Genomic DNA, 25,030 nt, shown 5'->3' with positions numbered 1-25,030 from the left:
TTCCCGATTCATCCCTTTAGTCCTGACGGCTCTTGGCTGCGCCCAGCACGTCTTGCCCGCCAGATAGCCCACAGTCCCAGCGCCAGCATCGGCAGCGAGAGTACCATGCCCATGGTTAACCAGCCACCTACCAGATAGCCAAGCTGCTCATCTGGTTCCCGGAAAAATTCAACAAAAATACGCGCCAACGCATAGCCGCAGATAAATACACCGCTGATAACGCCTGAGGTTTTCAGCGCGTGGAACCGGCGGGCAAGCACTTGCAGCAGCACAAACAGCACAAGGCCTTCCAGTGCTGATTCATAAAGCTGGCTCGGATGGCGGGTGAAGGGACCGCCGGTCGGGAACTGCATGGCCCAGGCCACATCGCTGATCCGGCCCCACAATTCACCATTGATGAAATTGGCGATCCGGCCGAAGAAAAGACCGATGGGGGCAACACAGGCGACGAGGTCGAACAGCATCCACACGGGCAGACCGTTGCGGCGGGCAAAGACGATCATTGCCAGCGTAGCCCCGGTCAGGCCGCCATGGAAGGACATGCCGCCGCGCCAGATTTCCAGCGCCACGACCGGATTGTCCAGCACCGGTTGCAGGTCATAGAACAGGATATAGCCAATCCGCCCGCCCAGCACGATGCCGATCGCCGCCCAGACCAGAAAGTCATCCAGATGCTTTTCGGTGATCGGAGTGGCATTGCCGGGCCAGAGCGACAGATTGGCGATCATCCGGCGCGCCAGCCACCAACCGATGAGAATGCCCGTAACATAGGCCAGCCCATACCAGCGAATGGCAACGGGGCCGATGCTGAGGGCAATCGGGTCGATCTGCGGATAGGGCAGAATGGCGAAAAGGCTGGCTACTGTGTTCAAGGATATGCTTTCATTCGATTTCTCCGAAAAATGGCGGGCAGGCTTGCGCTGGTCAAGGTGAATCTGCCCAACCATCTTGATCCGCTCCGATTAAGGTGAAAATTGCACCGAGAGCTTAAAAAGACGTGAGATCCTCAATGATCTGTGTAAAGGCCGGGAAAAGGCTTTTGGCAAGGGTTTTTGGAGGGTGGCGTTTGGGCACGTTTGGCCAGGCGCATCCGCTGTTTTGGCGGTGGACGCAAGGGCTGGTGCTCTTCACGTGGTTTTCTCTTGCATAGCCTGCCCCGAATCCCTACCTCCAGAGAATGCCGCGCCCCAATCGGGCGCCTTGTGGTGGAGCGTAAGGAACACGATCATGAGCACCGGAACAAGCCGTATCATGGATGAATTCGCCAAGTTGATGACCGATGCCGCGGGCGCCGCCCAGGGTGTGCGCAAGGAAGCGGAAACCGCCTTGCACGCCCAGGCCGAGCGCTGGCTGAACAGCCTGGACGTGGTGCGCCGCGAGGAATTCGACGTGGTGCGCGAAATGGCCTTGAAAGCATTGGAAGAAAACGAAGCCCTCAAGGCCCGTATCGAAGCGCTGGAAGCGCAAGCCAGTGCGACTGCGATCCCTGATTCGACTCACTGATCACATATACGGAACAATCAGGCTTCGGCCTGTTTGCCCGTAGATATGCTTGCAAATCATCAATCACGCTATCCAGCGGTTGCGCTCACGCGCAGCCGTTTTTTATTGCGCGTCTGGAGCCAATCCAGCCTCGGCGGGGTGTTGTGGTTAATGATTGCTTACTATTTTTTTCCACATGTGGATTGTTTCAAAAAAGGCAATTCCATGAGTCAGTTAAGCCCTTGGACCTGGGTGTTGATACACGCGCTGTCCACAGTGACGCTCGTGAAATCGGCGGGGAGGGGCTGGTTTGGGGCAGTGCCCGCTATACACTGATTTTAAATGATGATTCGAAACGAACCCGACCAGTTTCGGGCAGGGTGCCGCAAGCATTCTGGGGCTATCGGGTGTCATTCGAAGCGTATTTCCGGTCAGTGCGTTGTGGTGTGTCGATGGTGTCAGCGTGTCGTCGTCACAAGGGCATTCCCGGTTTAGAAGGTGCGGCATGAGCCTAATGGAATTTCAATTTGAACGTCAGTCCAACCCGGTCGATACGATCGAGTATGTGGCTTCCAATAATGACTGGTCTTTCGAGCGGTCCGGCGAAGATGAAATCGCCATGACCGTGGATGGCCGCTGGGCTGCCTATCACGTGTCCTTCTCCTGGATGGAGGAATGCGAGGCGCTGCATCTGGCCTGCGCCTTCGATATCAGGGTCCCCGAACCCAGGGTCAACGAGATCATCCGGCTTCTGTCTCATATCAATGGTCAGGTGCTGATGGGCCATTTCGATCTGTGGCGACAGGAAGACGTGGTGATCTTCCGTCAGTCGCTCATCCTGGCGGGCGGTGCCGAGCCGACCAATCAGCAGGTTGAAGTGCTGTTGTCCAGCGCGGTCGAGGCCTGCGAGACCTATTTTCAGGCGTTCCAGTTCGTCGTCTGGTCGGGGCTCGACGCCAAATCGGCGATGGATGCAGTGCTGTTCACCACGGTTGGCGAGGCCTGAGCATGGCCAGTTCGCAGACCTCGGGTCCGATCGTTCTTGTCGGCGCCGGCAATATGGGCGGCGCCATGCTGTCAGGCTGGCTGAAGAATGGCGTTGATCCGGCCTCGGTGATCGTTATTGATCCCGCCGCGAGTGATGCCGCCAAGGACCGGTTTGCCCAGGCTGGCGTGCGCCATGTCACGCAGGCGCCGGGCGATCTCGTGGCTGGTCTGCTGTTTCTGGCAGTCAAGCCGCAAGTGATGGAAGCGGTGCTTGCGCCGCTCAAGCCCCTGGTCGATGCCGATACGGTTGTGGTGTCCGTGGCTGCCGGAAAGACCCTGTCTTTCATGGAAACCCATTTGGGGGTTGCGGCCATGGTCCGCGCCATGCCCAATACGCCTGCCATGGTCGGACGTGGCGTGACCGGCGCTTATGCCAATAGCGAGGTCAGTGAAGATCAGCGGGCTCGGGTGACGGCGCTTTTGGCCGTTTCCGGTCCAGTGGAGTGGGTTGCTAGCGAAAGCGATATCGACGCGGTCACCGCGGTTTCCGGCAGCGGTCCGGCCTATGTGTTTTATCTCGTCGAGTGCATGGCTGAGGCAGGCCGCAAAGCCGGTCTGCCAGCGGACCTCGCCATGCGTCTCGCACGGGAAACCGTCGCCGGGGCTGGTGAAATGTTGCACCAGTCCCCGGACGATGCCGCCACGCTGCGTAAGAATGTTACCTCGCCGGGCGGCACCACCGCCGCAGCCCTTGCAGTGCTGATGGCAGACCAGGGCATGCAGCCGTTAGTCGACACGGCGATAGCCGCCGCGAAACGCCGGGCCGAGGAGCTTGCCTCTTGAGCGGGACGGAAAAAACCTCCGACGAGATCACTTACGGCGATTTCGAAAAAGTCGATATCCGGGTCGGGACGATCATCGAGGCAGAGCCTTTTCCTGAGGCCCGCAAGCCAGCCTTCAAACTGCGGATCGATTTCGGGCCTGAGATCGGCATCAAGCGGTCATCGGCGCAGATCACCGTACATTATACGCCGGAAAGCCTTGTTGGCCGCCAAGTGCTCGGCGTGGTCAATTTTCCGCCGCGCCAGATCGGGCCTGTGCGATCCGAGGTTCTCACCCTCGGTTTTGAGGATGAGGCCGGAGCCATCGTGCTGGCTGCGGTGGAGCGCGGCGTGCCGAATGGGCGCAAAATGATGTAGTGTGCCGCGCTCGGGTGTTCCGTAACCGGCCTACGGTGTTAAACCGGAATACGGATCGTGGCGCGCAGGCCCCCCAGTGTGCTGTCGCCAAGTGTGACATTGCCGCCATGGCTGCGGGCGATGTCGCGGGCGATGGCGAGGCCAAGTCCGGTGCCTGACGCATCCTGATTGCGGGCCTCGTCCAGTCTGAAAAACGGCTTGAACACATCGTCGCGGGATTGGGCGGGAATGCCGGGACCATCATCATCGAAGACGATGGTCAGCCATTTGGCCCCGTGGCGGGCTTCGACATGCATGGTATTGGCATAGCGGCGGCCATTGGCGGCAAGATTGCCCACCAGCCGCCAGAAGGCATTGGGACGCACCCGAATCTGCTCGTCACCCTCAATCACATAGCTGAAGGCCTTGCCGTGCAGCCGATAATCGGCGCTGATTTTCTCCAGCATGTCCTTCAGGCTGAAGGGGCCGAAATTCTCCTCGGCCTCACCCTTGGCAAAGGCCATATAGCCTTCGAGCATGGATTGCATGGCATCGACATCTTCATTCAGCGGTTCAAGATCGGGATTGTCGCCTGCTAGCGCCAATTGCAACTTGAACCGGGTGAGGATGGTGCGCAGGTCGTGACTGACGCCGGTCAGCATGGCGGTGCGCTGTTCCATTTGCCGCTCGATCCGCTCGCGCATCAGGATGAAGGCGAGACCTGCCCGGCGGATTTCATCGGCACCGCGCGGGCTGAAGTCCTTGGCGGGTTTTTGCCCCTTGCCAAAGCTTTCGGCAGCCTCGGCCAGCGACAGGATCGGGCGGATCTGGCCGCGTAGGAACAGTGTGGCGATAACGATCAGCACCAGCGACGTGCCGAACATCCACAACAGGAAGATATGAGTATTGGAGGCATAGGCCTGGTTGCGCCGGGCGAAAATCCGCAGAACCTCGCCATTCAACTGGATACGGATTTCGATCAGCGGCGAATCGCCGACGGTATCGATCCAGAAGGGCCGCTTGATCTGGTTGCGCAATTCATCGCTGAGCAATTGATCGAGAATCGAAAAGAATGGCTTGGGGCGAGGGGCGGGCAATTCGCCGTTCTTTTCCAGCGAGGCGACCAGACCCAGCTTGGAATTGGCAATTTTCAGCGTGTTGGCTGCGTCCTGGGGATAGGTTTCAAGCAAGACGATCACCGTGGCAATGTCACGGGTGACGGCGGCGGACAGGCGTTGCGTCACCATCTGCCAGTGGCGCTCCATGAACACGAACAGCAAGACGGTCTGGAGGATCAGCATCGGCAGGATGATGATCAGCAGCGCCCTGGCAAACAGGCCGGTCGGAAACTGGCGGCGCAGCCAGCGGCTGAACCAGCGCAGGTCGATCCATGAAATGCGCCGGTATTTCAATCGGCTGAAGGCTTGCCTGAACGTCATGGTCGTTTCCGTATGGTTGACCGCTGCTGGTCGGATGCAGCCTTTAGAGCATCAGAACGATGCTCTAAATTTTTGTTTGCGCATCGGATTCATCCGAAAACCGGTTCCCACTTTTCGGTCCGATGCTCTAATCCCGGCTGAGGCGATAGCCGATGCCGCGCACGGTTTGCAGCCAGACCGGATTGGCCGGGTCGTCCTCGATCTTGCGGCGCAGGCGGTTGATCTGCACGTCGATGGTGCGTTCACCGACATCGGTATCCTCGCCCACCAGTTCGTGACGCGGAATGGTATCACCCGCCCGGTTGGCAAACAGCAGCATGATGTCCTGCTCGCGGTCGGTCAGGTGAATGACCTCTGGTCCCTTTTTCAGCTCCTTGCGCAGGATGGAGAATGTATAGGGGCCGAACATCACCTGTTCTATCTTCGGCGTATCGGCGCTGGTGTTGCGCCGCAGGATATTGTTGATGCGCAGCACCAGTTCACGCGGATCGAAGGGCTTGGCAAGATAGTCGTCGGCCCCTGCCTCCAGCCCGGCAATGCGCGAATCGGCTTCTGTGCGGGCCGTCAGAAGAATGATCGGCGCATTGATCTCGCCGCTCAGCGACTTGGTCAGCGACAAGCCGTTTTCGCCCGGCATCATCACATCGACGATCAGCAGGTCATAGGCTAGGCCCGCCAGCTTGCGGCGTGCTTCCTGCGCTTCAGCAGCGACGGTGACGCGAAAGCCCTGCTCGGTCAGGTAGCGATGCAACAGATCGCGGATTCGGGTATCGTCATCGACAACAAGGAGGTGCGGGGCATCGTCGGTCAGGTCAATACGCTTCATACTGCTCAAGGCTCCTGATCTAGCGGGCTTGCCGTGCCACTCTCACTGCGCATGGCAGCCAGAAAAGTGCGAACGGCCTGTCTCTGTTCGCCTGAAAACCCTTCGAAGGCACGGGCAATCCGGCGCGATTGCGGATCCGACAGCGCCAGCGCCAGTTCGCGTCCGGCCAGTGTCGGGTAGAGGCGGCGTTGGCGCCGGTCGGCTGGGCCGGTCATTTGTCGAATATAGCCCTCGTCGATCAATTCCTTCAGAACCCGGGCGAGGCTCTGCTTGGTAATACGCAGCAACCCCAGAAGATCGGCCACCGTCATGCCCGGCTGGCGGTTGACGAAATGCACCGCCCGGTGATGGGCGCGGCCATAACCCAGCTTGGCCAAAATCTCGTCCGGATCGGAAATGAAATCACGATAGGCGAAGAAGAAGGCTTCGATCGTTTCGAAATCGATGCTTTTATCGTCGATATGCGGCATGTCCGGCAGCTGTTTTTTCGCCGTTCTTACCGATGACGTTTTCTGCACGTGTTTCAATTCCTTGTTCTACCGGTCATGGCACCGCGGCGGTGCTTCGGCGTGGTCCATGCACTTGAAATTCGGTGCAAAACTATGACGAGTGCGATCAAAACGCTATTAAAAAAGCCGGTTTTCCAAAGATGCCGTCAAAAGAGGCTTTTCTGCCTGAGAAATATTTTCAAGGCCATGCAACCAAAGCTCCGCTCAAGGCTTTATGAGGACAATAGATGGGGAACGGGGTGGCGATTGTCGATGGAGACAGTCGCGATCCCTTCAAAGCGATGAGGATGCTTTGGCGTTTTCATGCACTGGTAGAACAAGAGGCTGACTGCAATGTCATCAAATCTCGCGTCGGAGACCGTACCGGAATTCTCGTCCGACATTCCTGTCGCACAGGCCGTCGAAAACACCCTTAAGCCGGTGATGATCCTGGTTTTCACCTTAAAAATCGCCGTGGCAGCGCTTCTGGTCGGCAATGTAATGATGCCGAACCTTCATTCGGCCGAAGCCGAAATGGTCGCCGTACCCTGACCCTCTTCGATGGTCTGAGACGCCTTGTCGCCGTTGCTTGATGCGAAGTTTGTAGCCTTTTGCCGCTATAGGTTTTTCCTCGAGACCGCTGTCCACTTTTCAGCCCGATGCTGTATATGGTCTGTAAAGGTCGCCATTGGTTCGCGGCATGCCGATAGTCAGAGGTTTATTTATGGGACAGCTTCAGGCCGGGATTATTCCCGTGACGCCATTTCAGCAGAATTGCACAGTCTTCTTCGATAGCGAGACAAAGGAAGGCGTGGTGGTCGATCCGGGTGGCGATGTCGAGGAAATCCTGCGCATGGTGCAGGAAAACGGCATTACCCTGAAGGAGATCTGGCTGACCCACGGCCATCTCGATCATGCTGGTGGCGCCGAAGACCTCAAGGACGCGCTCGGCATCCAGATTATCGGCCCGCATCGCGACGACAAGGTGCTGCTGGATGCGCTGGAGGGGCAGAGCGCTCGCTTCAATCTTCCCATCAAGCTACGCAACGTGACGCCCGACCGCTTTCTGGAAGAGGGCGACGTCGTTGGCTTTTCCGGTCATGAATTTGAGGTGCTGCATTGCCCCGGCCATGCACCGGGTCATGTGGTGTTTTTCAATCGCGTCCAGAATTTCGCCCATCTGGGCGATGTGCTGTTCAACGGTTCCATTGGCCGCACAGATCTGCCGGGCGGCAATCATCAGCAATTGCTGGCATCGATCCGCGACAAGGTCTTGCCATTGGGGGACGATGTCGGCTTCATTTGCGGTCATGGCCCCGGCAGCCGGATCGGCGACGAGCGCCGCAGCAATCCGTTTCTGAAAGGCCTTTGAAAAGGTCTTTGAAGGGTAGAAAAAACCCGGCAAAACTTGCCGGGCCGCTGGGCGAAATGAAATGTGTGAACGAGGGTCTCAGCCTGCGATTTGCAGATTGACGGCCTTTGGTCCCTTGCCGCGGCGGTCCGGTTCCGTATCGAAGCTTACTTTTTGATTTTCACTCAATCCGTTCAGACCGGAAGCCTGTACGGCGGAGATGTGGACGAAAATATCCGCACCGCCATTGTCCGGCTTGATAAAGCCGAAGCCTTTGTCGTTGTTGAAGAATTTTACAATGCCAGTTTCGGCCATGCGTCAGGTCCTTTTGTCTCTGTCCGGGATCGGCGGACAGCATTGCTCAATCCCGCCCAGGGTCGAGGCAGGGGTCTAGGCGAGCAAGTTTAAATTGTGAGGAAAGGTCCCTGTTACCGCAGCCACAAGCTGTGAACGACGCCAGTCGTATCCCCTTATGGATGCCCGGAACTTCTGCGTCTCCGGTGCCAGTCGAAATTTAGATCTTTCCGCGCCTTTAAATTGCCCGAACCCTTCAAGAGTGCTTGGTTTGTGGGAAATTGGCAAGCAAAAGTTTTTTTACCAATCTATGATCTGGCATGGTTCAAGCCGGAGCAATTCGTGCCTTTCCGGGCCAAATCTGTGCTGATTTCGCCGAAAATTGCGGAAACTGCATCGTGGACGATGTAATTCATCCTCAATATGCCGGTTGCAGCGGTAAAGTTTTTCAAAGTTGTAAAATAAGGCGTGACTTAAAATTTATTGCCGGACAATGCGCTGTTTGCCCCATTCGGGCACGATTTCCACCGCCAGCATGGCGAGAAACATCAGGGCACAGCCGAGATAGCCGATTGGCGCCAGGGATTCATGCAGGATGACAGCGCCCAGGAGTGCACCAAACAGCGCCTCCGACGACATGAAAATCGCCGCCTGAGACGAGGATGTGTAGCGCTGGCCAATGATTTGCAGGCTGAAGGCCAATCCGCTCGACAACAGGCCGCCATAAAGGATCTGCGTCATCGAATTCTCGATATCGGCAAAGCTGATCGGCTCCAGGCTGAGGGCGGCGAGCGTGCAGAGCAGGGCGGTAACGGCAAACTGGATGGCAGCAAGCGCCAAGGGCCGCGACAGGGTCTGGATAATCCGGCCCGTCAGCAGGATCTGCACCGCGAAAAACCCGGCGCACAGGATGGTCAGGCCGTCGCCTGTACTCAGGGCTGACAGGCTGCCGCCGCTGAGCAGCAGGATGCCGAGCAGGGCGGCCAAAGCCGCTGGCCAGATGATCCAATGGGGCCGGTGCCGAAGAAACACCACTGCCATGACCGGCACGATCACCACATAGAGACCGGTGAGAAAACTGGCATTGGTCACGGTGGTTGTTTTCAGGCCAAATTGCTGGGCGGTCTGGGCGGCAAACAGCAGGACGCCGATAATGACGAACATCCTCACGTCACCCACCGACAATCTGTCTCGAGCACGCTGGCTTTCGAGCACAGCAAAAGGCAGCAGGACAATTGTTGCAATGCCAAATCGCAGGGCGTTGAACCAGTTGGCGCCCAGATGATCCATGGCGGTGGATTGCGCCACGAACCCACCGCCCCAGATGGCGGCAGCCAGAAGTAGAAGGAGATTGGCTTGAATACGGGTCACTGAAACATCCTGATCCTGCCCTGCGGCTTGTATTTTGGCTACGCAGGCAATGCGGTGCCTCTATCAGGCGTCATCAGTGGCCGCAAGAACAGCGATGACTGTTTTGGACCATCCCAGGGTTGTTTTTCAGGTGGTGCAGAAGATACGAAACGTCCGTGCCGAAGCGATCTAAAGATCCTGATTGTTTTTTGGTGGCGCCCGGTTCAGCCAGACGACCAGCAGGCCGAACAGGCTGAGCAGGGCAAGAACGCGCCGGTCGGCCAGCATTGAGAGATAGCCCGGGACATGCACGGAGGAAACGGTACCAGCGACGGCTCGGTCGACGCCGTTGTTGTGGGCAAGCGTATTGCTCAGCAGATCTTTCTGGGTGATCGGCAGGGCAATGCTGCCGGTTTCCATCGTGTCGACCGGTGTTTGATCGGTCATTGTGCTTGCCGCCACTGAGGGGGGCTGTTGCCCACTTGCGGGGGCCGCCGAAACCCATGCGGTCGGCAGGGTCAAAGCCGCCAGCGCAATCCAGGCCGCGAACATGGTTTTCCGGCCAAAATCCCAGGGTTTTGAGGGGTTATTTTCCGTCCTGTTCCGTCTCATCTCGCCGCTTCCTTTTGCCCAACCGCAGGATGATAAAAGCCGGTCGAAATCGTCGGCAAAGGGACGAAATTGCGGCACTGCACTGCAAAAAATAAGGCGATATTGTGGCCTGTTAATATTTGGCCATTCTGGTCGGTTAATGGCGCTTTTCGGCATGCTGGATGGATGTTTTTGCGCCGTCCTGTCACCGTGACAAGAAAAGCGTCGTCATCAGGTGTTTCCGCTTGATCCGGGCAGGCAGAATTGTCATACAGCTGTAACCTGAAGCCTTGGGCAAACCAAGGTTTGCAATCGATCAACAGCTTCAGGATAATTTCATGGCTTTTCTTGCCGACGCCCTTTCCCGTGTTAAGCCTTCCGCCACCATTGCCGTGTCGCAGAAAGCTCGTGAACTGAAAGCGAAAGGCCGTGACGTGATCGGCCTTGGCGCGGGCGAACCGGACTTCGATACGCCCGACAACATCAAGCAGGCCGCCATCGACGCCATCCATCGCGGCGAAACCAAGTACACGCCGATCTCAGGCATTCCGGAACTGCGCAAGGCGATTGCCGACAAGTACAAGCGCGAGAACAATCTGGACTACAAGCCGGAGCAGACGATTGTCGGCACCGGTGGCAAGCAGATTCTGTTCAACGCCTTCATGGCGACGCTGAACGCCGGCGATGAAGTGATCATTCCAACGCCTTACTGGGTCTCCTATCCGGAAATGGTGGCGCTGTGTGGCGGCACGCCTGTCTTCGTCGCTACCACGCAGGAGAATAACTTCAAGCTGACGGCTGAAGATCTCGAAAAGGCCATCACGCCGAAGACCAAGTGGTTTCTGTTCAACTCGCCGTCCAACCCGTCGGGTGCCGCTTATACCGAGGCTGAGCTGAAGGCACTGACCGATGTCCTGCTGCGCCACGAGCAGGTCTGGGTGCTGACCGACGACATGTATGAGCACCTGGTCTATGGTGACTTCAAATTCACCACGCCAGCAGAAGTGGAGCCGAAGCTCTATGACCGCACGTTGACCATGAACGGCGTGTCCAAGGCCTATGCGATGACCGGCTGGCGGATCGGCTATGCCGCAGGCCCGCTGCCGTTGATCAAGGCGATGGACATGATCCAGGGTCAGCAGACATCAGGCGCTTGCTCTATCGCTCAGTGGGCGGCTGTGGAAGCGTTGAACGGCACTCAGGACTTCATTCCGGAAAACAAGAAGATCTTCGAGGGCCGCCGCGACCTGGTGGTCTCGATGCTCAACCAGGCCAAGGGCATCGTATGCCCGTCGCCAGAAGGCGCTTTCTATGTCTATCCGTCCTGCGCAGGCCTGATGGGCAAGACCGCGCCGTCGGGCAAGGTTCTGGAAAGCGATGAGGATTTCGTCACCGAACTGCTGGAAACCGAAGGCGTAGCCGTGGTGCATGGTAGCGCCTTCGGCCTTGGCCCGAATTTCCGCATTTCCTACGCGACCTCGGAAGCCCTGCTGGAAGAAGCCTGCAAGCGCATTCAGCGCTTCTGCGCCGCCTGCAAGTAAGCTATAGCAAGACAGCACATAAAAGGGCGGGATGGTGATGCCATCCCGCCCTTTTTCTATTGATCCATCGGCAGCACCGATCAGGCATTCTGCATTTGCTTGCCTGCCGGGACGGGCGCAGGAACCGGTTTTGGTTGCGGGGCCGGGGCAAAATGGATGTCGCGTTCGCGGTAGAGCGCCGGCAGGGCCAGAAGCGACACGCAGAACACGGCAATCGCGGTTTTCGACAGTTCCGAGAACGGTCCGATCCGCCCATCGATATAGCGCACCGCAAACACCACCAGCACATGCCAGAGATAGACATGCAGGGAGTGACGACCCAGCAATTGCAGGAAGCTGAGGCTGAAGACACTGTTGACCACGCTTGCGGTCTTTCGGACGATAGCGCTGTCATATTTCGGACCAGCAATCAGCAACCAGGCAACCAGGCTGGCCATGGCGGCGAAATTCAGCAGATAGACCGGGCCGAAATCGGCGCGCACTTCCATCGTGCCGAACTTTTGCAGCACGACGTCAGGCATCAGCCCGTGGGCGGTCATGATGCGCAGTGGCAGGAAAAAGATGAGGATGGCGAGGGCCGTCTTGGGGATCAGCGTCTTTTCCGGGCTGAACACCTTGCTCCAGTTGATATTGCCCGTCGCCGTCAGGCTTCCGGCAATCAGGCCACCGAAAAACACGATCTGCCAGCCCAGCAGGTTGAAGCTGGCGCGAATGCCTTCCTTTTCGGCGGCACCCAGCCAGGCATCGAGCGGGTAGGTGATCAGGCGGTGCAGACCAAGCTGGCCTGCCATCCAGACGACCAATGAGCCGATGGCGACGCTGGCCCAACGTCCGGTAATGCAGAGCCAGATCAACACAGGCGCAAACACCATGTAGATGATATATTGCGGCAGGATATCCATATAGGTCGGCTGGAACAGGAATGTGGCGATTGAGGCGAGGCGCAGTGGATCGCTGAGCGACACTTCGCCCAGCCAGTCGTGCCAGATCCCTATAGCACCCGGCAGCACGAATCGGGCCACGAGGACCAGCAGAATAATGCCCATGGCATAGCGATAAAGCTCCAGCGCTCGCGCCCAGATCCGCTCGCGTCCCGCTTCATAGCCGCTTTTCAGCATCTTGCGGCCATAGACCATGCCGACCAGCAGTCCGGACATGAACACGAAGCCCTGCGCATCCTCGACAAAGGTCAGGTTGCGGTGATTGACCTCTACCAGCAGATAGCCGCCCGTGAAGATCAGGTGGTTCAACATCATGAATACGAGGAAATATCCCCGCATTCCGTCTAGGACATCTAATCTTTTCAAGGTCCCGGCTCCCGGTTCGCGTCCTGCCCAGCAGGTCGGTTTTTGCCCTTCATCGTGGTGACAATGCGGCGGACCGGGTAACGATCCGATCACATAACCGCAACGAGTGTTCGCAAGAAAGGTTCCGGCATCAAAATCTTGTGACTGGATTTTGACCGGAAACCGCTGCCATCAAAGGCCCAGAGCAGACAGCATGATGAAGGTGGCAAACAGGATGAAATGGGTCATGCCCTCGATGGCATTTGTCTCGCCATCGTTGAGGTTGATGGCCGCCGCAACAAGGGTGATCAGTACCATCACCGTCTGCACCGGGGTCATCGCCATGATGAAGGGCTGGCCGGTGTAAAGCGCGATGGCCTCCATGACCGGCACTGTCAGGATAACGGTCGACAGCGATGCCCCCATGGCGATGTTGACGGTGGCCTGCATACGGTTGCGCAAAGCCGCCTTCAAGGCTGTCATGATTTCGGGGGCAGCGGAGATGGTGGCAACGACGATGGCCATGATGGTCGGCGGCGCGCCGGTATCGCGCAGGCCCTCGGTCATCAGGGCGGACATGAATTCAGCGAGAACGCCGATCAGCACCACGCCAAACAGGATGACGGCGATGGAGGATGCAATGCTGCCTTCTTCCTCGTCATGGGCTTCGCTCTCATGCGGGGCCTGCTGTGGTTCTGCGGCGCTTGTTCCTGTGTCGATGCCAGCGGATGGCACCTTCGTGGTTTTGGGCGCGGCGCGCCCTGTGTAGCTGTAGCTGAAGAAATAACTGTGCTGTCCAACCTGCATGCGCAGAAACAGCCCATAAAGCGCCAGCATGGCAAAGATGGTGAAGGTGGAATAATAGGTCCATTTGTCGACGGGGATGAATTCCGGCACGATCATCGAGATGCCCATGGCCGTCAGGATCATCACGCCATAGGTCTTGCCGCTATCGTCATTATAGGGCTGTTCGCCGTGTTTCAGCCCGCCCAGCAGAGCGGCAAGGCCCAGAATGCCGTTGATATCCAGCATGACCGCCGAATAGATCGTGTCGCGCACCAGGGTAGGAGAGCTTTCGCCCTGCATCATGATGGCAAGGATCAGCACTTCCACGGCCACGGCTGACAGGGTGAGAATCATTGTGCCATAGGGGTCGCCAACCCGGCGTGCGAGGATTTCCGCGTGATGCGCGACTCGGATCGAGGCCACCAATATGCCGCCAATCAACACTGCCGCCGCAATGAGGCTGATGGTTGGCCCGGCCTCGATCAGGGAATGTTCGAGGAAGAACACGGCGATCGCCAAGGCGATGGGGATCAGCAGGGACTTTTCCCGGAGCAAAACTGTCACGTCTCTTCATCCTTTGAAACCGCAGCCGCGGCATTTGTCATTCTAGTAAGGTATTGCGGCAAGCAAGGGCCACTCAGGGGGTAAGCATGGGATTTCCGTAAAGCGATTCGCTATTGCGGTGCGTCCATTCTCTTTCGCACCTGCAACGTGCTGAGGCAATTTGCAGTTCCGTCGTCAAGATGCGATAGTTACACCAACGGCATTGAAAATGGCCGTTGATGTTCCTCTTTCGAATATCTCAAGCCTTTGACGCATTTGAGATATTCGAAACGCCTTCAAGGTGAGGATGCGTGAGCATCTTCGAGCCTTGGTATCAGATGACAGGGAGCTCATTCATTGCACAGGGAGAAGATACATCATGGTCAAGGTTACCTATGAAATCGTTCCGCATGATGAAGGCTGGGCCTATCGGCTGAATGGTGCCTATTCCGAACGCTTCGATACGCATGACCAGGCATTGGAGGCGGCGCGGATCGTCATGCAGGAAATCGCCCAGGCCGATGAGCCGGTGCGGATCGTCTATCAGGATGAGAGCGGCAAGTGGCGGGCGGAAATGAGCAATGGCGATGATCGGCCCGAGGTGGAAATCCTTGACCACTACGACCAATCCCGCACGGCCTGAACGGAGCGGTCAATTCAGATCGGTTTGCGGATAGATCCCGCATTGCGGCGTCGATGTCATTCGCGCAGATAGGCCAGTAATCCCTCGACCACGGCGTCGAACACCGTCCGGCAGCGACGGCTTAGTTTCAGGTCCTCGTGCATGACCACGAATGTGTCGAGCGCGATATTGAGGGTTCCGGGCAGGACTTCGATGAGATCCGCATGGCGGCGGGCGAGGCCCGGCTGACACATGCCGATCCCCAGTCCGGCGCGGATGGCTGCAAATTGTGCCAGATTGCTGTCGCTGCGAAACTGAAAATGCAGGGCATCCAGATCCGGACGAGTTCTCAGCAGATCCCTGATATAGGCCAATTGCCTGTCGAAACCGATGAGACGATGCTCGGCCAGCTGCGCCAGACTTGATGGCGTACCATGACGCTCGAGATAGCGCCGATGGGCATAAAAGCCGATGCCAATCGCCCCGATATGGCGGCTAATCAGGGCGAGTTGGGTTGGCGCTACCATACGCACGGCAATATCCACTTCCCGGTGGAGCAGATCCTCCATCTGGTCGGTGGCCGATAGCTCGATTTCCAGCCCGGGAAACTGCTCCTGTAAGCGGGTGAAAATTGGGGGAAGCACTTCCACGGCGATCATTTCGCTGGCGCTGATCCGCACTGGTCCGCGCAATTCTCCTGCCTCTCCCTGCTCCCCGGCTGCGATGCGCGCCAGCGATGTGCTGGTGGCCGCCATCAGGGCAGCGTGGCCCCGCATGGCAAGGGCGGTTTCCGTTGGCAGCAAGCCGCGCTGGCTGCGCACAAACAAGGGCGTGCCAAAAGCCTGCTCCAGCATCTCGATATGGCGACCGACTGTCGGCTGGGTCAGGCCGAGCTGACGCGCTGCGCCAGACAGCGAACCCTCCGTGATTACGGCGAGAAGACTGCGGTAGAGATCCCAACTCAGTTGATCTGCGTTCATGCATTTTTGTATAGCATGGATAAGAAAATATACAATTTCGAATACATCAGTCATGAGGGATGATCGGCAATCGAAACAGCACAAGCCTGGAGATTGCTATGACAGAGATCGACGATATCACGGGTTCCATTCCGCAGCCTGGCCCGATTGCCCTCGTGCTCGGTGCAACGGGAGGTGTCGGGGGTGCCGTCGCACGGGCGCTGGCCGGTCGGGGATACCATGTGCGGGCTTTGCACCGCGATGCGGCTCGAATGGCAGCAAAACAGAAGGAACGGCAGCCAGCACTGGAGCCAGAACTGGAATGGGTGCAGGGCGATGCGATGAACCGCGACGATGTTATCTACGCGGCCAAAGACGCCTCAGTTATCCTGCATGGCGTCAATCCGCCCGGCTATCGCAACTGGGGGAAGCTGGTGCTACCGATGATAGACAACACTATTGCCGCCGCCCGTGCCAGCGGTGCCTGTATCCTGATGCCGGGGACGATCTATAATTACGGCCCGGATGCCTTCCCGCTGCTCAATGAGGAGAGCCCGCAACATCCGCGGACGGTCAAGGGCGAGATCCGGGTAGAGTTGGAGCGGCGGCTGGAACAGGCGGCAGGCGAGGGGGTGCGGGTCATTCTTGTCCGGGCTGGTGATTTCTTCGGGCCTGAGGCGGGAAATAATTGGTTTGCTCAAGGGCTGATTACCCCCGGCAAGCCCGTGACCCGGGTTAACCTGCCGGGCAGGCCGGGCGTCAGCCATAGCTGGGCCTATCTGCCTGATGTCGCGGAAACCTTTATCCGGCTACTGGAACGCGTGCCTGATATGCCAGCCTTCGCCCGTTTTCACATGCAGGGCCATGTCGATACGGACGGATATGCCATGGCACAGGCGATCCAGCGGGTAAGTGGCAGCGATTCTGTCCGGTTCAAGCGCTTTGCCTGGTGGATGGTGCCGCTGTTGTCACCCATCCTGCCGGTGTTCAGGGAATTGCTGGAAATGCGCTACCTGTGGCGCGAACCCATTGCGCTGGATAATCGTCGTCTTGTCGAGGTGCTTGGGGAGGAGCCTAGGACGAGGCTGGACGTGGCGGTTGCGACGACCTTGAAGAGCCTGAAGTGCTTGCAAACCTCTGCGGTTCACCCTGACGGAAGCCGTTCGATGGCATCTGAAACCGCGCCGCAATAATGCAAAAAGACCCCGCCGGATGGCGGCGGGGTCTCTATTAAGGTCTACGATCAGTCGTCGAGTGTCGGATAGTCGATATAGCCCTTTTCTCCGCCGCCGTAGAATGTGCTCTGGTCGGCTTCGTTCAATGGTGCGTCTTCCTTCAGGCGGCGCACCAGATCCGGGTTGGCGATGAAGGGCTTGCCGAAGGCGACCATGTCGACCTTGCCGGAGGCAATGGCGTCCATGGCCATCTGCCGGTCATAGCCGTTATTGGCGATCCAGACGGCCTTGCCGCCCGCATTGCTGTAGGCGCCCTTGAAGGCATCCCAGTCGAAGGGCTTGTCGCCCTGGCTGAAATCACGCGGGCCGCCGGTCGCGCCCTCGATTACGTGAATGTAGGCCAGATCGAAGGCCGCCAGCTTTTCCACCAGCGTGGTATAGACCGATTGCGGATCTGGATCCGAAACGTCATTGGCGGGCGTGACCGGCGACAGGCGGATGCCGGTGCGGCCGCTGCCGATTTCGCGAGTCACGGCCTGGACGACCTCAATCGTCAGGCGGATACGGTTTTCAATCGAGCCACCATAGGCATCGCTGCGCTGATTGCTGCTCAGCCGCATGAACTGTTCCAGCAGATAACCGTTGGCGGCATGGATTTCGACGCCGTCAAAACCGGCATCAATGGCGGCGCGCGCGGCCTTGCGGTAATCCTCGATCAGGCCGGGGATTTCCGAGAGTTCCAGGGCGCGGGGCTCGGAAGTGTCGACAAACGCACCGCTGCCATCCGGATTGATCACATAGGTCTTGCCCTTGGCGGTGATCGCCGAAGGTGCAACCGGCTTGCCGCCATTTGGCTGAAGCGACGTATGGGAAATGCGCCCGACATGCCAGAGCTGGGTGACGATCTTGCCGCCCGCCTCATGCACCGCCTTGGTGACGGCCTTCCAGCCTTCAAGGGCTTCAGGCGTATAGAGGCCCGGAACATCGGCATAACCCTGGCCCTGATGAGAAATAGCCGTGGCTTCGGTGATCAGCAGACCGGCGGTAGCGCGCTGCTGGTAATAGGTGGCGGTGATTGGCTTTGGAACGGCATTAGGGGAGCGGTTGCGCGTCAGCGGCGCCATGGCGATGCGGTTTGCAACAGCGATATCGCCGACTTGCAAGGGGTCAAAAAGAGTGGCCATTGAAATGTCCTTCTGAGGGTCATGATGAGAGTGTGATGGGGGAGGTCAGAGTTCCAACGACAGCCGGGATAGAAAAGCCGCAATGGCTGCCTCGTCCCGCTTGTAGAAAACCCATTGTCCGACCTTGTGTGAGGTGATCAGTCCGGCCTTGTGAAGGCTCGCGAGATGGGCCGATACGGTGGATTGCGACAGGCCGCAGCGCTCGAACTGCCCCGCGCAAATGCCCATTTCCAGCGGATGAGCCTGATCGCTGAAATGCTTTTCCGGTTCGCGCAGCCATTGCAAGATCTCACGCCGAACAGGATGCGACAGCGCTTTCAGCGCGTCATCCATGTCCGGCTTGCCAAGGTCTTCCAGCGTGTCAGAATTCGTATCGTCCATGAACGATATATGGATCGTAAAAATCCGATATCAAGAGAGGTGACCTCTGTTTTTGGAGCGGCCAAAAAAAAGCACCCGCGAACGGATGCTTCAAGTGTGAAGGTCGTCAAACCTCCAGAGGGGAACAGCTACAGAAAACTACCAATGATAGTCTCTCCGCAACTATACAATTATATAGATCAATCCTTAGAGTTTTCAAGGGTGCGTGCAAAAGTTTGCTCCCCGTAAAAACGAGGACCCAAAAAGAAAAAAGCCAAAAAAAAGGGGCCACCGGATTACTCCAGGGCCCTTAAAGTGTGAAGGTTAAAAACCTCCAGAGGGGAACAGCTGGTGCGGTGGGAACTGGGAGGAAGCCACCGTGTGCATCAGCTATGAGCGATATGGTGGTTTTTTGTGCAGTGAACAATGCTTTTTTGTGCATAGGAGGCATGCAAATGTCGCATGTCTGCTATTTGCGTCGCAATTGAAAAACGATTTGACGATGATCAGCGACCTTGCTGCGACTGCTCAGTAAGGCCTATGCATAGATGCGCATAAGACGATCTGACGGATTCAGAAATTCCAGTTGCGCGCCTTGCTAACGATGAAGTCGCGGAAAACTTTTAGCTTGGCCGCATTTTTCATCTCGTCCGGATAGCAGAAATAGGTATCGAAGGACGGAACTTCGGCATTGATCGGCAACTGAATCAGCCCCGGATCGCGTCCGACAATGTAATCGGGCATGCAGGCGACCCCTATGCCCAGCAGGCAGGCGCGCTTGATCGAGGTTTGGCTGTTGATTTGCAGATGGGGAATGCGGCGATTGTCGGAGGAGCGCCCGGCCACTTCCAGCCAGTTAACGTCAAGCAGGTAATTGGGCGCTGGTTCGCCAAAGCTGATGATCCGATGGTTGTCGAGATCCTCGATGGTCTGCGGCTCCCCATAGCGATTGATATAGGAGGGCGCGGCATAGACATGCATATGCACGGTAAACAGCTTGCGCTGGATCAGGTCCGATTGCTGCGGCTGGCGCAACCGGATGGCGCAATCGGCGTGGCGCATGTTGACGTCCAGCTCCTCGTTGTCGAGGATCAGCTGGATCGACATATCAGGGTAAAGTTGCAGGAATTCCTGTACCTTGTCCGTCAACCAACCCTGGCCAAGCCCGACCGTTGTGGTGACGCGCAGCTTGCCGCTCGGCTTTTCGGTGGTCTCAGTCAGCTGCATTTTCACTGTTTCCAGCTTCAGCAGCACGTCATGGGCGGTGCGATAGAGCAATTCGCCCTGTTCGGTCAGAATGAGGCCCCGGGCGTGGCGGTGAAACAGCTTCACCCCCACATCCTGCTCCAGCGCGCTCACCTGTCGGCTGATTGCCGATTGCGAGAGATGCAGCTTATCTGCCGCATGGGTAAAGGACCCGGCTTCGGCTGCGGCGTGGAAAATCCGCAATTTGTCCCAATCCAGCGGTATATTGCTGCTGCCTCGCATCATGCCCTCACTCCGCGGCCTGAGCCGGGATAATCTCCGCGGCAAGATAACGTTCTGCCTCAAGGGCGGCCATACAGCCCATGCCGGCAGCAGTAATAGCCTGGCGGTAGATATCATCCGTCACGTCGCCGGCGGCAAAAATGCCGGGCACGTCGGTCGCGGTCGAATCCGGGGCGGTCCACAGATAGCCATTTGGCTTCAATTTCAGCTTGCCGGTGAACAGTTCCACCGCGGGCGCATGGCCGATGGCGACGAAAACGCCGTCGATGGGGGTATCGGTGACGATGCCGCTGTCGAGGTTCTTCAGCCGCACGCCGGTGACGGAGGGCGGCATCGGCGGCTTGGCCGGGATGCCGGTGACTTCATCGATGACGGTGTTCCAGAGGACTTTGACATTATCCTTGGCAAACAGCCGCTCCTGCAAAATCTTCTCCGAGCGGAAACTGTCGCGGCGATGCACGACGGTCACGGTCTTGGCGATATGCGACAGATAGAGCGATTCCTCGACCGCCGAATTGCCGCCGCCGACCACGATCACGTCCTTGTTGCGATAGAAAAACCCATCGCAGGTGGCGCAGGCCGAAACCCCGAAACCCTGGAAATGCTGTTCGCTCTCAATGCCCAGCCATTTCGCCTTGGCACCGGTGCAGATGATCAGCGTGTCGGCGGTCCAGACAGTGCCGGAATCGGTCTTCACGGTGAAGGGGCGGCGGGTGGTTTCCACCTCTGTCACCAGGTCGTTGACGATTTCCGTGCCGACATGGGTGGCTTGTTTCAGCATTTCGCCCATCAGCCAGGGTCCTTGGATCGGATCGGCAAAACCGGGATAGTTTTCCACATCGGTGGTGATCATCAGCTGGCCGCCCTGTTCCATGCCGGCGATCAACACCGGTTTCAGCATGGCGCGGGCTGCATAGATGGCGGCGGTATAACCGGCGGGACCAGAGCCGATAATCAGCACTTTGGTATGGCGGGCGGACATGGTCTTTCCTTTCCGTGGCGAGGGACGTGTGGTGTGCGGCATATAGGATGCCTGCCTCGCCTTTTCTTCATTTCATTTATGAAGGCTCCATGCATTTATTCAAGGGCAGCTCTGCGTTTATAACAGGGCAATTCCATCCACCGTAATTTTACTGCGGCAAACGGACATTTTCTTGCGTTGAAACCCGGTCAGGGTCATAAGCGCGCATGGAGTTTGATAAAAGGGTGACCGCTTGTTTCGGGCCGAATTGGATGCCATCGACATCAAAATTCTAAGAGAGCTGCAACGCGACGGTCGGATGACCAATGTCGAACTGTCGGAGCGCGTCGGTATTTCCGCACCGCCCTGCCTTCGCCGGGTGCGCAAGCTGGAAGAGACGGGCATTATTCAAGGCTATCATGCGGCTTTAAGCGGCCCCAAACTGGGCTTCGATCTGGTTGCCTTCTGCATGGTAGGCCTGAAACATCAGTCGGAAGCCAATCTGAAGAGTTTCGCCGCCGCCACCGAACAATGGCCGCTGGTGCGCCAGGCCTGGATGGTCAATGGTGAAAGCGACTTCCTGCTACACTGCGTTGCCGACACCCTCACCAGTTTCCAGGATTTCGTGATCGAGACTCTGACGGCCAATAGCCATGTCGATACGGTGAAAACCCTGTTGACGATCCGGCAGATCAAGCGGCTTGGGTTGGTGGATATTTGACGCTGGTGGATATTTGATTGCGCCTTGCCGCAAAATCATCGTCCATGATTCGTGCTGCTATTTCTCAAGACTTGATGTGGGCTTGAGCAGGCCAGTGATCTGGTCGATCAGCGCATCCACCGAGTAGAGCGCCATAACCTGCGGCGAGATTTCGACGAAGGGCGCCTTGCAGAAATCCTCTATTCCTTCCAGGCCCTGTGGGCGGTTTGAATGCTCACCGAGAATGAAGACATTGTCTGGATGATAAAATTCCTCGTCGCGCACAGACCGATTGTTGGTCATGAGCTTGCGTCCGTAGAGAGCGGCTTCCAGCGGTCGCAGCGTCAAGCCCTTCTGGCCGTCCTGGACGATATCAATGATGCAGCGTGCGGCAAGATTTTCGGCGAGATAGGCGGGATAGGGCTTATTGACCGGTTTCTTGGCGAGACGTTCGGTCAGTGTCTTGCGGTGCTTTTTCACCTCGGTGAAACGGATAGAGGTGCTGAAGCCCTTTTGTGTCAACTGATCGCTGAGTGTCTCTATCAGATCCTTGCGTCCCTTGTCCTTGCCCAGAAAGGCGAAGTCGTAGACTGGATTGACCGAGCGGACACCGTCTACCGCGGCGATAAATTGCCTGTAGAATTCAAAGCCGTAGCGCTCGCAATCGGCCTGGTCGAAGGACAGAACCGGATAGCCTTCGGCATGAAGATCGCGCAGCAGAGGTCCCATGCCGTTTTTTGTGGCAATTGGATTGCGCACGACCACGGCAATAGATGCCCTGGGGCGCGTGCGGTGAAGATAATCCACGATCTCCTCGCGCTCGTTGACGATGAACAAGGCGTCGGGATGGCGGGCAATATGATCCGTGAGTATCCTCTCGTAAACGTATTTCCGGCAGAAGCGCGGCAGGATCTTGAAGATCAGCTGACGGCGCGCTTGCTGTTTGACGTTGACGACTGCGACATCAAAGCGCGTGGTATCGGCCCTGGTCCAGAAATAGTCTTCGTAATCTGCCCAGAAGCCAATGCATACGACTTTCAGTCGCGCGTGGTGTAAGGGGGCAGATATCACGTGTGGCTCCTCGAAATCCGGCGCTGTTCTGCTTACGGTCAGCGCCCTGATTTTATCTCAAACAGATTTTCTACGAAGAGTCATTGAAAATGATCGCGCCCATCATTTTTGCAAATATCTCAAGCGATGCAAGCGTTTGAGATATTTGCATGCCTTCACGGCGAGGGCGCGGCTCACATTTTCGAGATTGGGTATCAGGAGCCGAATGTATAGTTGAACACGCGGATTTCCTCCTGGAAATGGGCCTCAACAAAGGCTCTGGTTTCCTCATCGAAATAGCGGGTATAATTGCCGCGTTTCGAGCTGTTTTTCTTCGGGACCGGGCTGGTCAGGCGCAGTCTTTCCATCAAGGTCGGCTTCAATCCGATCCGTTTGCGGATATGGCGGAAATCCGAATTGATGTTTTCGATCTTTCCGATGAAGTCGCAGCCGGACAACCAGAACAATTGCGAGCGGCGTTGAAGAGGGGGCAGGCCTTCATCCGGCCAATGTTCGTCATGCCGCGAATAATATTCATCTTCAAGCAGCCAGGCTTTGAAGCCGATATCGCGAATATGCTGCTGGTAATCGGGGCACTCATAGGCTTGTAGCCGTTTCTGGCAAAGAAACGAGTAAAGGGATACCATTCGGTCCCATGGGTTTCGAACGAAGCCGAAGCTGAAACGCTTGTCGATGCCGAAATTGGCGAGCTTCGTGTACGGCGTATGGGTCGGAACCCCTTGAGTCTCGCCACCCAGCACCCTGGTGATGGATCTCCCGGCGGATTTCGGAACATGTACAAAGACAAAGTTTGGCGCAACGACCGTCATGGTCCCCCCTTTTAATGGATAGCGCTGTCCCAGCGCCTCAACATCCATGCGTTTTCTCAAATGCATGATGCTGTAATGTCTTGAACCTGCTGCGGATTTCCTGCTGCCATATACCGGCCCAAGAATCCCGCATGTATAGAGGGATCAAGCTCATCTTGATCCCAACACCTGATTTTATCCGCTTTGCGCCAGATGCGGCGCTTGGGGGATAGAATGCTCTGATATTGTAGTAACCAATAAGTTACTGATTCGCGCCAGGGTTTTTTAAAAAAATCACAAATTCGTCCGGGGCTGGGAAGGCCTGTTCAAAACTACGGGTGTATCCGCGCTTCTTTTCAGGGAAAACTGGGAGAAATCGCGGTTGTCCAGTGAATACAAACACGAATTGATTGGTCCTGTGACAATCACGGGTTTATGATCGGTAGTTTGGAATCCCGGTATTTTACAGCCTGGAGATTGCCGTGTGACGGGCAAGAGGACACCGAAATGCAGGTATCTGATGCGATAAACGTCAATGTGTTTCGGGCAACCAAGAAGGAATTCCCCTTCGAGGCCTTTGCGAAACATTCTCATCCGTCTCTTCGCGTGTCGCTCGTGGAGGACGCGAGCTATAAACCCTGCGACGTCGCCGTGATCTTCGGATCTTTCGGGCGTGACTCGACGCCGGTCCATGCCTTGCGCACCGCTATTGCCGTTCAGCATAAGGGGCCGTTGCTGACGGTCGAAGTCGGATTCTGGGGGCGTGAGACCAGCAAGCGATCGTTTAACTGGTATCATACCCTGCTTGGACATCGCCGCAGCCTGTATAAATTCAAGCATAATTTCTACCGGATCGCCCTTGACGGTTCCCTGCCCGGCGAGGGTGATTTCTGTAATGCCAATAGCCCGCCGGACCGCTGGGAACAGCAAAGCACTGCGCTGAATATTCGGCTGAAGCCCTATCGCAGTGCTGGTGAGCATGTGTTGATCATCGGGCAGATTCCCGGAGACGCGGCCATGCGTGGCATGGATGTTCGGCAGTGGTTGGTGGCAACCGCTCGCCACGTGCGCAGGCTGACGGATCGGCCCATCATCGTGCGGCCACATCCGGGCATGAAAAACGAGGATTTCGCGGCGCTGGAGGCAGAGCTTGCGACAGTTTCCGGACTGCACCTTTCCGGCCTGTCGTCCCTCACCGTTGTCGATGAATTGGCGCGGGCGCATTGCACCATATGCTATTCATCGTCTTTTTCGCTGGATTCCCTGCTGCAAGGCGTGCCGGTCATCACGCTATCACGCTTCAATATCGCCGCGCCGATTTGCTCCAAACAGATCGAGGATGTGGTCGATCCGCCTTTGCCGGAACGCGAGCAGCTTTTCTATGATATCGCTTATGCCCATTGGACGCTGGACGAAATCCGCGCCGGGGATGTGTTGAAACGGTTTGCACCTATTCTCGCCATGCGGTGCGCCGGCGTTAGCCGTCAGGCGCGCCATAGTCCTGCCCATTCCGTTCTGGCTGGTTTTCAGCTACAGGGACTGTGATGCGCCTTGTTGCGCTTTGTGTGGCTGCCTCTCAT

Annotated in this window: 29 protein-coding genes; 12 read left to right on the top strand and 17 right to left on the bottom strand. The window is 57.3% G+C overall.

The window, feature by feature from the left end; translation table 11 throughout:
* Positions 1-8: 8 nt before the first annotated feature.
* Positions 9-872, bottom strand: a complete 864-nt coding sequence (gene lgt / locus AVCG78_RS10290; protein ID WP_071585396.1) for a prolipoprotein diacylglyceryl transferase — start codon at positions 870-872, stop codon at positions 9-11.
* 355 nt (positions 873-1,227) lie between these two features.
* On the opposite strand from lgt, the gene AVCG78_RS10285 reads away from it, so the two are divergent.
* The 4 genes from AVCG78_RS10285 to AVCG78_RS10270 all read left to right on the top strand — a co-directional run bounded on the left by AVCG78_RS10285 (position 1,228) and on the right by AVCG78_RS10270 (position 3,668).
* Positions 1,228-1,503: an accessory factor UbiK family protein gene (locus tag AVCG78_RS10285; RefSeq protein ID WP_071204546.1), complete on the top strand. Its 276-nt coding sequence runs from the start codon at positions 1,228-1,230 to the stop codon at positions 1,501-1,503.
* A 484-nt stretch (positions 1,504-1,987) separates the two neighbouring features.
* Positions 1,988-2,488, top strand: a complete 501-nt coding sequence (locus AVCG78_RS10280; RefSeq protein WP_015916689.1) for a type III secretion system chaperone family protein — start codon at positions 1,988-1,990, stop codon at positions 2,486-2,488.
* 2 nt (positions 2,489-2,490) lie between these two features.
* Positions 2,491-3,312, top strand: a complete 822-nt coding sequence (gene proC, locus AVCG78_RS10275; RefSeq protein WP_071204545.1) for a pyrroline-5-carboxylate reductase — start codon at positions 2,491-2,493, stop codon at positions 3,310-3,312.
* A complete protein-coding gene (locus AVCG78_RS10270; protein ID WP_071204544.1) occupies positions 3,309-3,668 on the top strand; it encodes a tRNA-binding protein in 360 nt (119 codons plus the stop codon). Before proC ends, AVCG78_RS10270 begins: the two co-directional genes overlap by 4 nt.
* Positions 3,669-3,706: 38 nt before the next feature.
* Here AVCG78_RS10270 and AVCG78_RS10265 read toward each other — a convergent pair whose 3' ends face one another.
* The 3 genes from AVCG78_RS10265 to AVCG78_RS10255 all read right to left on the bottom strand — a co-directional run bounded on the left by AVCG78_RS10265 (position 3,707) and on the right by AVCG78_RS10255 (position 6,382).
* A complete protein-coding gene (locus AVCG78_RS10265; protein WP_143049438.1) occupies positions 3,707-5,086 on the bottom strand; it encodes a sensor histidine kinase in 1,380 nt (459 codons plus the stop codon).
* A gap of 127 nt (positions 5,087-5,213) precedes the next feature.
* Entirely contained in the window at positions 5,214-5,912 is a 699-nt protein-coding gene (locus AVCG78_RS10260) for a response regulator (protein WP_015916685.1), read from the bottom strand.
* A gap of 5 nt (positions 5,913-5,917) precedes the next feature.
* Positions 5,918-6,382 carry a MarR family winged helix-turn-helix transcriptional regulator gene (locus AVCG78_RS10255; protein WP_143049439.1) on the bottom strand — a complete coding sequence of 155 codons (465 nt, stop codon included), beginning with the start codon at positions 6,380-6,382 and terminating at the stop codon, positions 5,918-5,920.
* Positions 6,383-6,504: 122 nt separating this feature from the next.
* Between AVCG78_RS10255 and AVCG78_RS27200 the strand changes: the two genes are divergently transcribed.
* The 3 genes from AVCG78_RS27200 (at position 6,505) to AVCG78_RS10245 (ending at position 7,772) form a co-directional block, all read left to right on the top strand.
* A complete protein-coding gene (locus tag AVCG78_RS27200) occupies positions 6,505-6,639 on the top strand; it encodes a hypothetical protein (RefSeq protein ID WP_267889571.1) in 135 nt (44 codons plus the stop codon).
* Between the two features lie 115 nt (positions 6,640-6,754).
* A complete protein-coding gene (locus AVCG78_RS10250) occupies positions 6,755-6,952 on the top strand; it encodes a hypothetical protein (RefSeq protein ID WP_041696906.1) in 198 nt (65 codons plus the stop codon).
* A gap of 172 nt (positions 6,953-7,124) precedes the next feature.
* Positions 7,125-7,772, top strand: a complete 648-nt coding sequence (locus tag AVCG78_RS10245) for an MBL fold metallo-hydrolase (protein ID WP_070164219.1) — start codon at positions 7,125-7,127, stop codon at positions 7,770-7,772.
* A 78-nt stretch (positions 7,773-7,850) separates the two neighbouring features.
* Here AVCG78_RS10245 and AVCG78_RS10240 read toward each other — a convergent pair whose 3' ends face one another.
* The 4 genes from AVCG78_RS10240 to AVCG78_RS10225 form a co-directional block, all read right to left on the bottom strand.
* On the bottom strand, positions 7,851-8,066 hold the full coding sequence (locus tag AVCG78_RS10240; protein ID WP_015916682.1) for a cold-shock protein: 216 nt from the start codon (positions 8,064-8,066) through the stop codon (positions 7,851-7,853).
* Positions 8,067-8,525: 459 nt separating this feature from the next.
* The gene (locus AVCG78_RS10235) at positions 8,526-9,416 is read right to left on the bottom strand and encodes a DMT family transporter (RefSeq protein WP_071204542.1); all 891 of its coding nucleotides are present in this window, start codon (positions 9,414-9,416) and stop codon (positions 8,526-8,528) included.
* A 168-nt stretch (positions 9,417-9,584) separates the two neighbouring features.
* Positions 9,585-10,007, bottom strand: coding sequence for a hypothetical protein (locus AVCG78_RS10230; protein ID WP_139191405.1), 423 nt, complete (start codon positions 10,005-10,007; stop codon positions 9,585-9,587).
* On the bottom strand, positions 10,004-10,306 hold the full coding sequence (locus AVCG78_RS10225; RefSeq protein WP_139191404.1) for a hypothetical protein: 303 nt from the start codon (positions 10,304-10,306) through the stop codon (positions 10,004-10,006). Before AVCG78_RS10225 ends, AVCG78_RS10230 begins: the two co-directional genes overlap by 4 nt.
* Before the next feature lie 18 nt (positions 10,307-10,324).
* Here AVCG78_RS10225 and AVCG78_RS10220 point away from each other — a divergent pair, with 18 nt between their 5' ends.
* The gene (locus AVCG78_RS10220) at positions 10,325-11,527 is read left to right on the top strand and encodes a pyridoxal phosphate-dependent aminotransferase (RefSeq protein WP_070164268.1); all 1,203 of its coding nucleotides are present in this window, start codon (positions 10,325-10,327) and stop codon (positions 11,525-11,527) included.
* 80 nt (positions 11,528-11,607) lie between these two features.
* On the opposite strand, the gene AVCG78_RS10215 is transcribed toward AVCG78_RS10220, so the two are convergent.
* Both AVCG78_RS10215 and AVCG78_RS10210 read right to left on the bottom strand, forming a co-directional pair.
* Positions 11,608-12,834 (bottom strand): OpgC family protein, encoded by a 1,227-nt coding sequence (locus AVCG78_RS10215; protein WP_081355537.1) that lies wholly within the window; start codon positions 12,832-12,834, stop codon positions 11,608-11,610.
* Between the two features lie 171 nt (positions 12,835-13,005).
* Positions 13,006-14,154 (bottom strand): calcium:proton antiporter, encoded by a 1,149-nt coding sequence (locus tag AVCG78_RS10210; RefSeq protein WP_156555251.1) that lies wholly within the window; start codon positions 14,152-14,154, stop codon positions 13,006-13,008.
* Between the two features lie 367 nt (positions 14,155-14,521).
* Here AVCG78_RS10210 and AVCG78_RS10205 point away from each other — a divergent pair, with 367 nt between their 5' ends.
* The gene (locus tag AVCG78_RS10205; protein WP_071585385.1) at positions 14,522-14,785 is read left to right on the top strand and encodes a DUF2188 domain-containing protein; all 264 of its coding nucleotides are present in this window, start codon (positions 14,522-14,524) and stop codon (positions 14,783-14,785) included.
* A 56-nt stretch (positions 14,786-14,841) separates the two neighbouring features.
* Here AVCG78_RS10205 and AVCG78_RS10200 read toward each other — a convergent pair whose 3' ends face one another.
* Entirely contained in the window at positions 14,842-15,744 is a 903-nt protein-coding gene (locus AVCG78_RS10200; protein WP_071585386.1) for a LysR family transcriptional regulator, read from the bottom strand.
* Positions 15,745-15,842: 98 nt separating this feature from the next.
* On the opposite strand from AVCG78_RS10200, the gene AVCG78_RS10195 reads away from it, so the two are divergent.
* Positions 15,843-16,916 (top strand): SDR family NAD(P)-dependent oxidoreductase, encoded by a 1,074-nt coding sequence (locus AVCG78_RS10195; RefSeq protein ID WP_071204551.1) that lies wholly within the window; start codon positions 15,843-15,845, stop codon positions 16,914-16,916.
* A 50-nt stretch (positions 16,917-16,966) separates the two neighbouring features.
* Here the strand turns inward: AVCG78_RS10195 and AVCG78_RS10190 are convergent, their stop codons facing one another.
* The 4 genes from AVCG78_RS10190 to trxB form a co-directional block, all read right to left on the bottom strand.
* Positions 16,967-18,082 carry an alkene reductase gene (locus AVCG78_RS10190; RefSeq protein ID WP_071204537.1) on the bottom strand — a complete coding sequence of 372 codons (1,116 nt, stop codon included), beginning with the start codon at positions 18,080-18,082 and terminating at the stop codon, positions 16,967-16,969.
* Positions 18,083-18,127: 45 nt separating this feature from the next.
* A complete protein-coding gene (locus tag AVCG78_RS10185) occupies positions 18,128-18,463 on the bottom strand; it encodes an ArsR/SmtB family transcription factor (protein ID WP_071204536.1) in 336 nt (111 codons plus the stop codon).
* A gap of 552 nt (positions 18,464-19,015) precedes the next feature.
* Complete coding sequence (locus tag AVCG78_RS10180; RefSeq protein WP_041698126.1) at positions 19,016-19,912, bottom strand: LysR family transcriptional regulator VtlR; 897 nt, start codon at positions 19,910-19,912, stop codon at positions 19,016-19,018.
* 25 nt (positions 19,913-19,937) lie between these two features.
* The gene (gene trxB / locus AVCG78_RS10175; protein ID WP_060719812.1) at positions 19,938-20,912 is read right to left on the bottom strand and encodes a thioredoxin-disulfide reductase; all 975 of its coding nucleotides are present in this window, start codon (positions 20,910-20,912) and stop codon (positions 19,938-19,940) included.
* A gap of 232 nt (positions 20,913-21,144) precedes the next feature.
* Between trxB and AVCG78_RS10170 the strand changes: the two genes are divergently transcribed.
* Entirely contained in the window at positions 21,145-21,612 is a 468-nt protein-coding gene (locus AVCG78_RS10170) for an Lrp/AsnC family transcriptional regulator (RefSeq protein ID WP_071204534.1), read from the top strand.
* A 57-nt stretch (positions 21,613-21,669) separates the two neighbouring features.
* On the opposite strand, the gene AVCG78_RS10165 is transcribed toward AVCG78_RS10170, so the two are convergent.
* Together AVCG78_RS10165 and AVCG78_RS10160 are read right to left on the bottom strand one after the other, a co-directional pair.
* Positions 21,670-22,662, bottom strand: coding sequence for a hypothetical protein (locus AVCG78_RS10165; RefSeq protein WP_156582863.1), 993 nt, complete (start codon positions 22,660-22,662; stop codon positions 21,670-21,672).
* Between the two features lie 194 nt (positions 22,663-22,856).
* Positions 22,857-23,471 carry a sulfotransferase family 2 domain-containing protein gene (locus tag AVCG78_RS10160; protein WP_174089692.1) on the bottom strand — a complete coding sequence of 205 codons (615 nt, stop codon included), beginning with the start codon at positions 23,469-23,471 and terminating at the stop codon, positions 22,857-22,859.
* 486 nt (positions 23,472-23,957) lie between these two features.
* On the opposite strand from AVCG78_RS10160, the gene AVCG78_RS10155 reads away from it, so the two are divergent.
* Positions 23,958-24,995 (top strand): hypothetical protein, encoded by a 1,038-nt coding sequence (locus AVCG78_RS10155; protein WP_071204531.1) that lies wholly within the window; start codon positions 23,958-23,960, stop codon positions 24,993-24,995.
* Positions 24,996-25,030 lie beyond the last annotated feature (35 nt).

Source organism: Gillisella vitis, assembly GCF_021559775.1.
Classification (GTDB): domain Bacteria; phylum Pseudomonadota; class Alphaproteobacteria; order Rhizobiales; family Rhizobiaceae; genus Allorhizobium; species Allorhizobium ampelinum.
This window is presented reverse-complemented; position numbering and strand designations above follow the sequence as displayed.

Bases quoted from the DNA above. Each gene is read 5' to 3' on its own strand.
- AVCG78_RS10285 (WP_071204546.1), top strand. From the start codon at position 1,228: ATGAGCACCGGAACAAGCCGTATCATGGATGAATTCGCCAAGTTGATG.
- AVCG78_RS10280 (WP_015916689.1), top strand. From the start codon at position 1,988: ATGAGCCTAATGGAATTTCAATTTGAACGTCAGTCCAACCCGGTCGAT.
- proC (WP_071204545.1), top strand. From the start codon at position 2,491: ATGGCCAGTTCGCAGACCTCGGGTCCGATCGTTCTTGTCGGCGCCGGC.
- AVCG78_RS10265 (WP_143049438.1), bottom strand. From the start codon at position 5,086: ATGACGTTCAGGCAAGCCTTCAGCCGATTGAAATACCGGCGCATTTCA.
- AVCG78_RS10260 (WP_015916685.1), bottom strand. From the start codon at position 5,912: ATGAAGCGTATTGACCTGACCGACGATGCCCCGCACCTCCTTGTTGTC.
- AVCG78_RS10255 (WP_143049439.1), bottom strand. From the start codon at position 6,382: ATGCCGCATATCGACGATAAAAGCATCGATTTCGAAACGATCGAAGCC.
- AVCG78_RS10250 (WP_041696906.1), top strand. From the start codon at position 6,755: ATGTCATCAAATCTCGCGTCGGAGACCGTACCGGAATTCTCGTCCGAC.
- AVCG78_RS10245 (WP_070164219.1), top strand. From the start codon at position 7,125: ATGGGACAGCTTCAGGCCGGGATTATTCCCGTGACGCCATTTCAGCAG.
- AVCG78_RS10240 (WP_015916682.1), bottom strand. From the start codon at position 8,066: ATGGCCGAAACTGGCATTGTAAAATTCTTCAACAACGACAAAGGCTTC.
- AVCG78_RS10230 (WP_139191405.1), bottom strand. From the start codon at position 10,007: ATGAGACGGAACAGGACGGAAAATAACCCCTCAAAACCCTGGGATTTT.
- AVCG78_RS10220 (WP_070164268.1), top strand. From the start codon at position 10,325: ATGGCTTTTCTTGCCGACGCCCTTTCCCGTGTTAAGCCTTCCGCCACC.
- AVCG78_RS10205 (WP_071585385.1), top strand. From the start codon at position 14,522: ATGGTCAAGGTTACCTATGAAATCGTTCCGCATGATGAAGGCTGGGCC.
- AVCG78_RS10200 (WP_071585386.1), bottom strand. From the start codon at position 15,744: ATGAACGCAGATCAACTGAGTTGGGATCTCTACCGCAGTCTTCTCGCC.
- AVCG78_RS10195 (WP_071204551.1), top strand. From the start codon at position 15,843: ATGACAGAGATCGACGATATCACGGGTTCCATTCCGCAGCCTGGCCCG.
- AVCG78_RS10190 (WP_071204537.1), bottom strand. From the start codon at position 18,082: ATGGCCACTCTTTTTGACCCCTTGCAAGTCGGCGATATCGCTGTTGCA.
- AVCG78_RS10185 (WP_071204536.1), bottom strand. From the start codon at position 18,463: ATGGACGATACGAATTCTGACACGCTGGAAGACCTTGGCAAGCCGGAC.
- trxB (WP_060719812.1), bottom strand. From the start codon at position 20,912: ATGTCCGCCCGCCATACCAAAGTGCTGATTATCGGCTCTGGTCCCGCC.
- AVCG78_RS10160 (WP_174089692.1), bottom strand. From the start codon at position 23,471: ATGACGGTCGTTGCGCCAAACTTTGTCTTTGTACATGTTCCGAAATCC.
- AVCG78_RS10155 (WP_071204531.1), top strand. From the start codon at position 23,958: ATGCAGGTATCTGATGCGATAAACGTCAATGTGTTTCGGGCAACCAAG.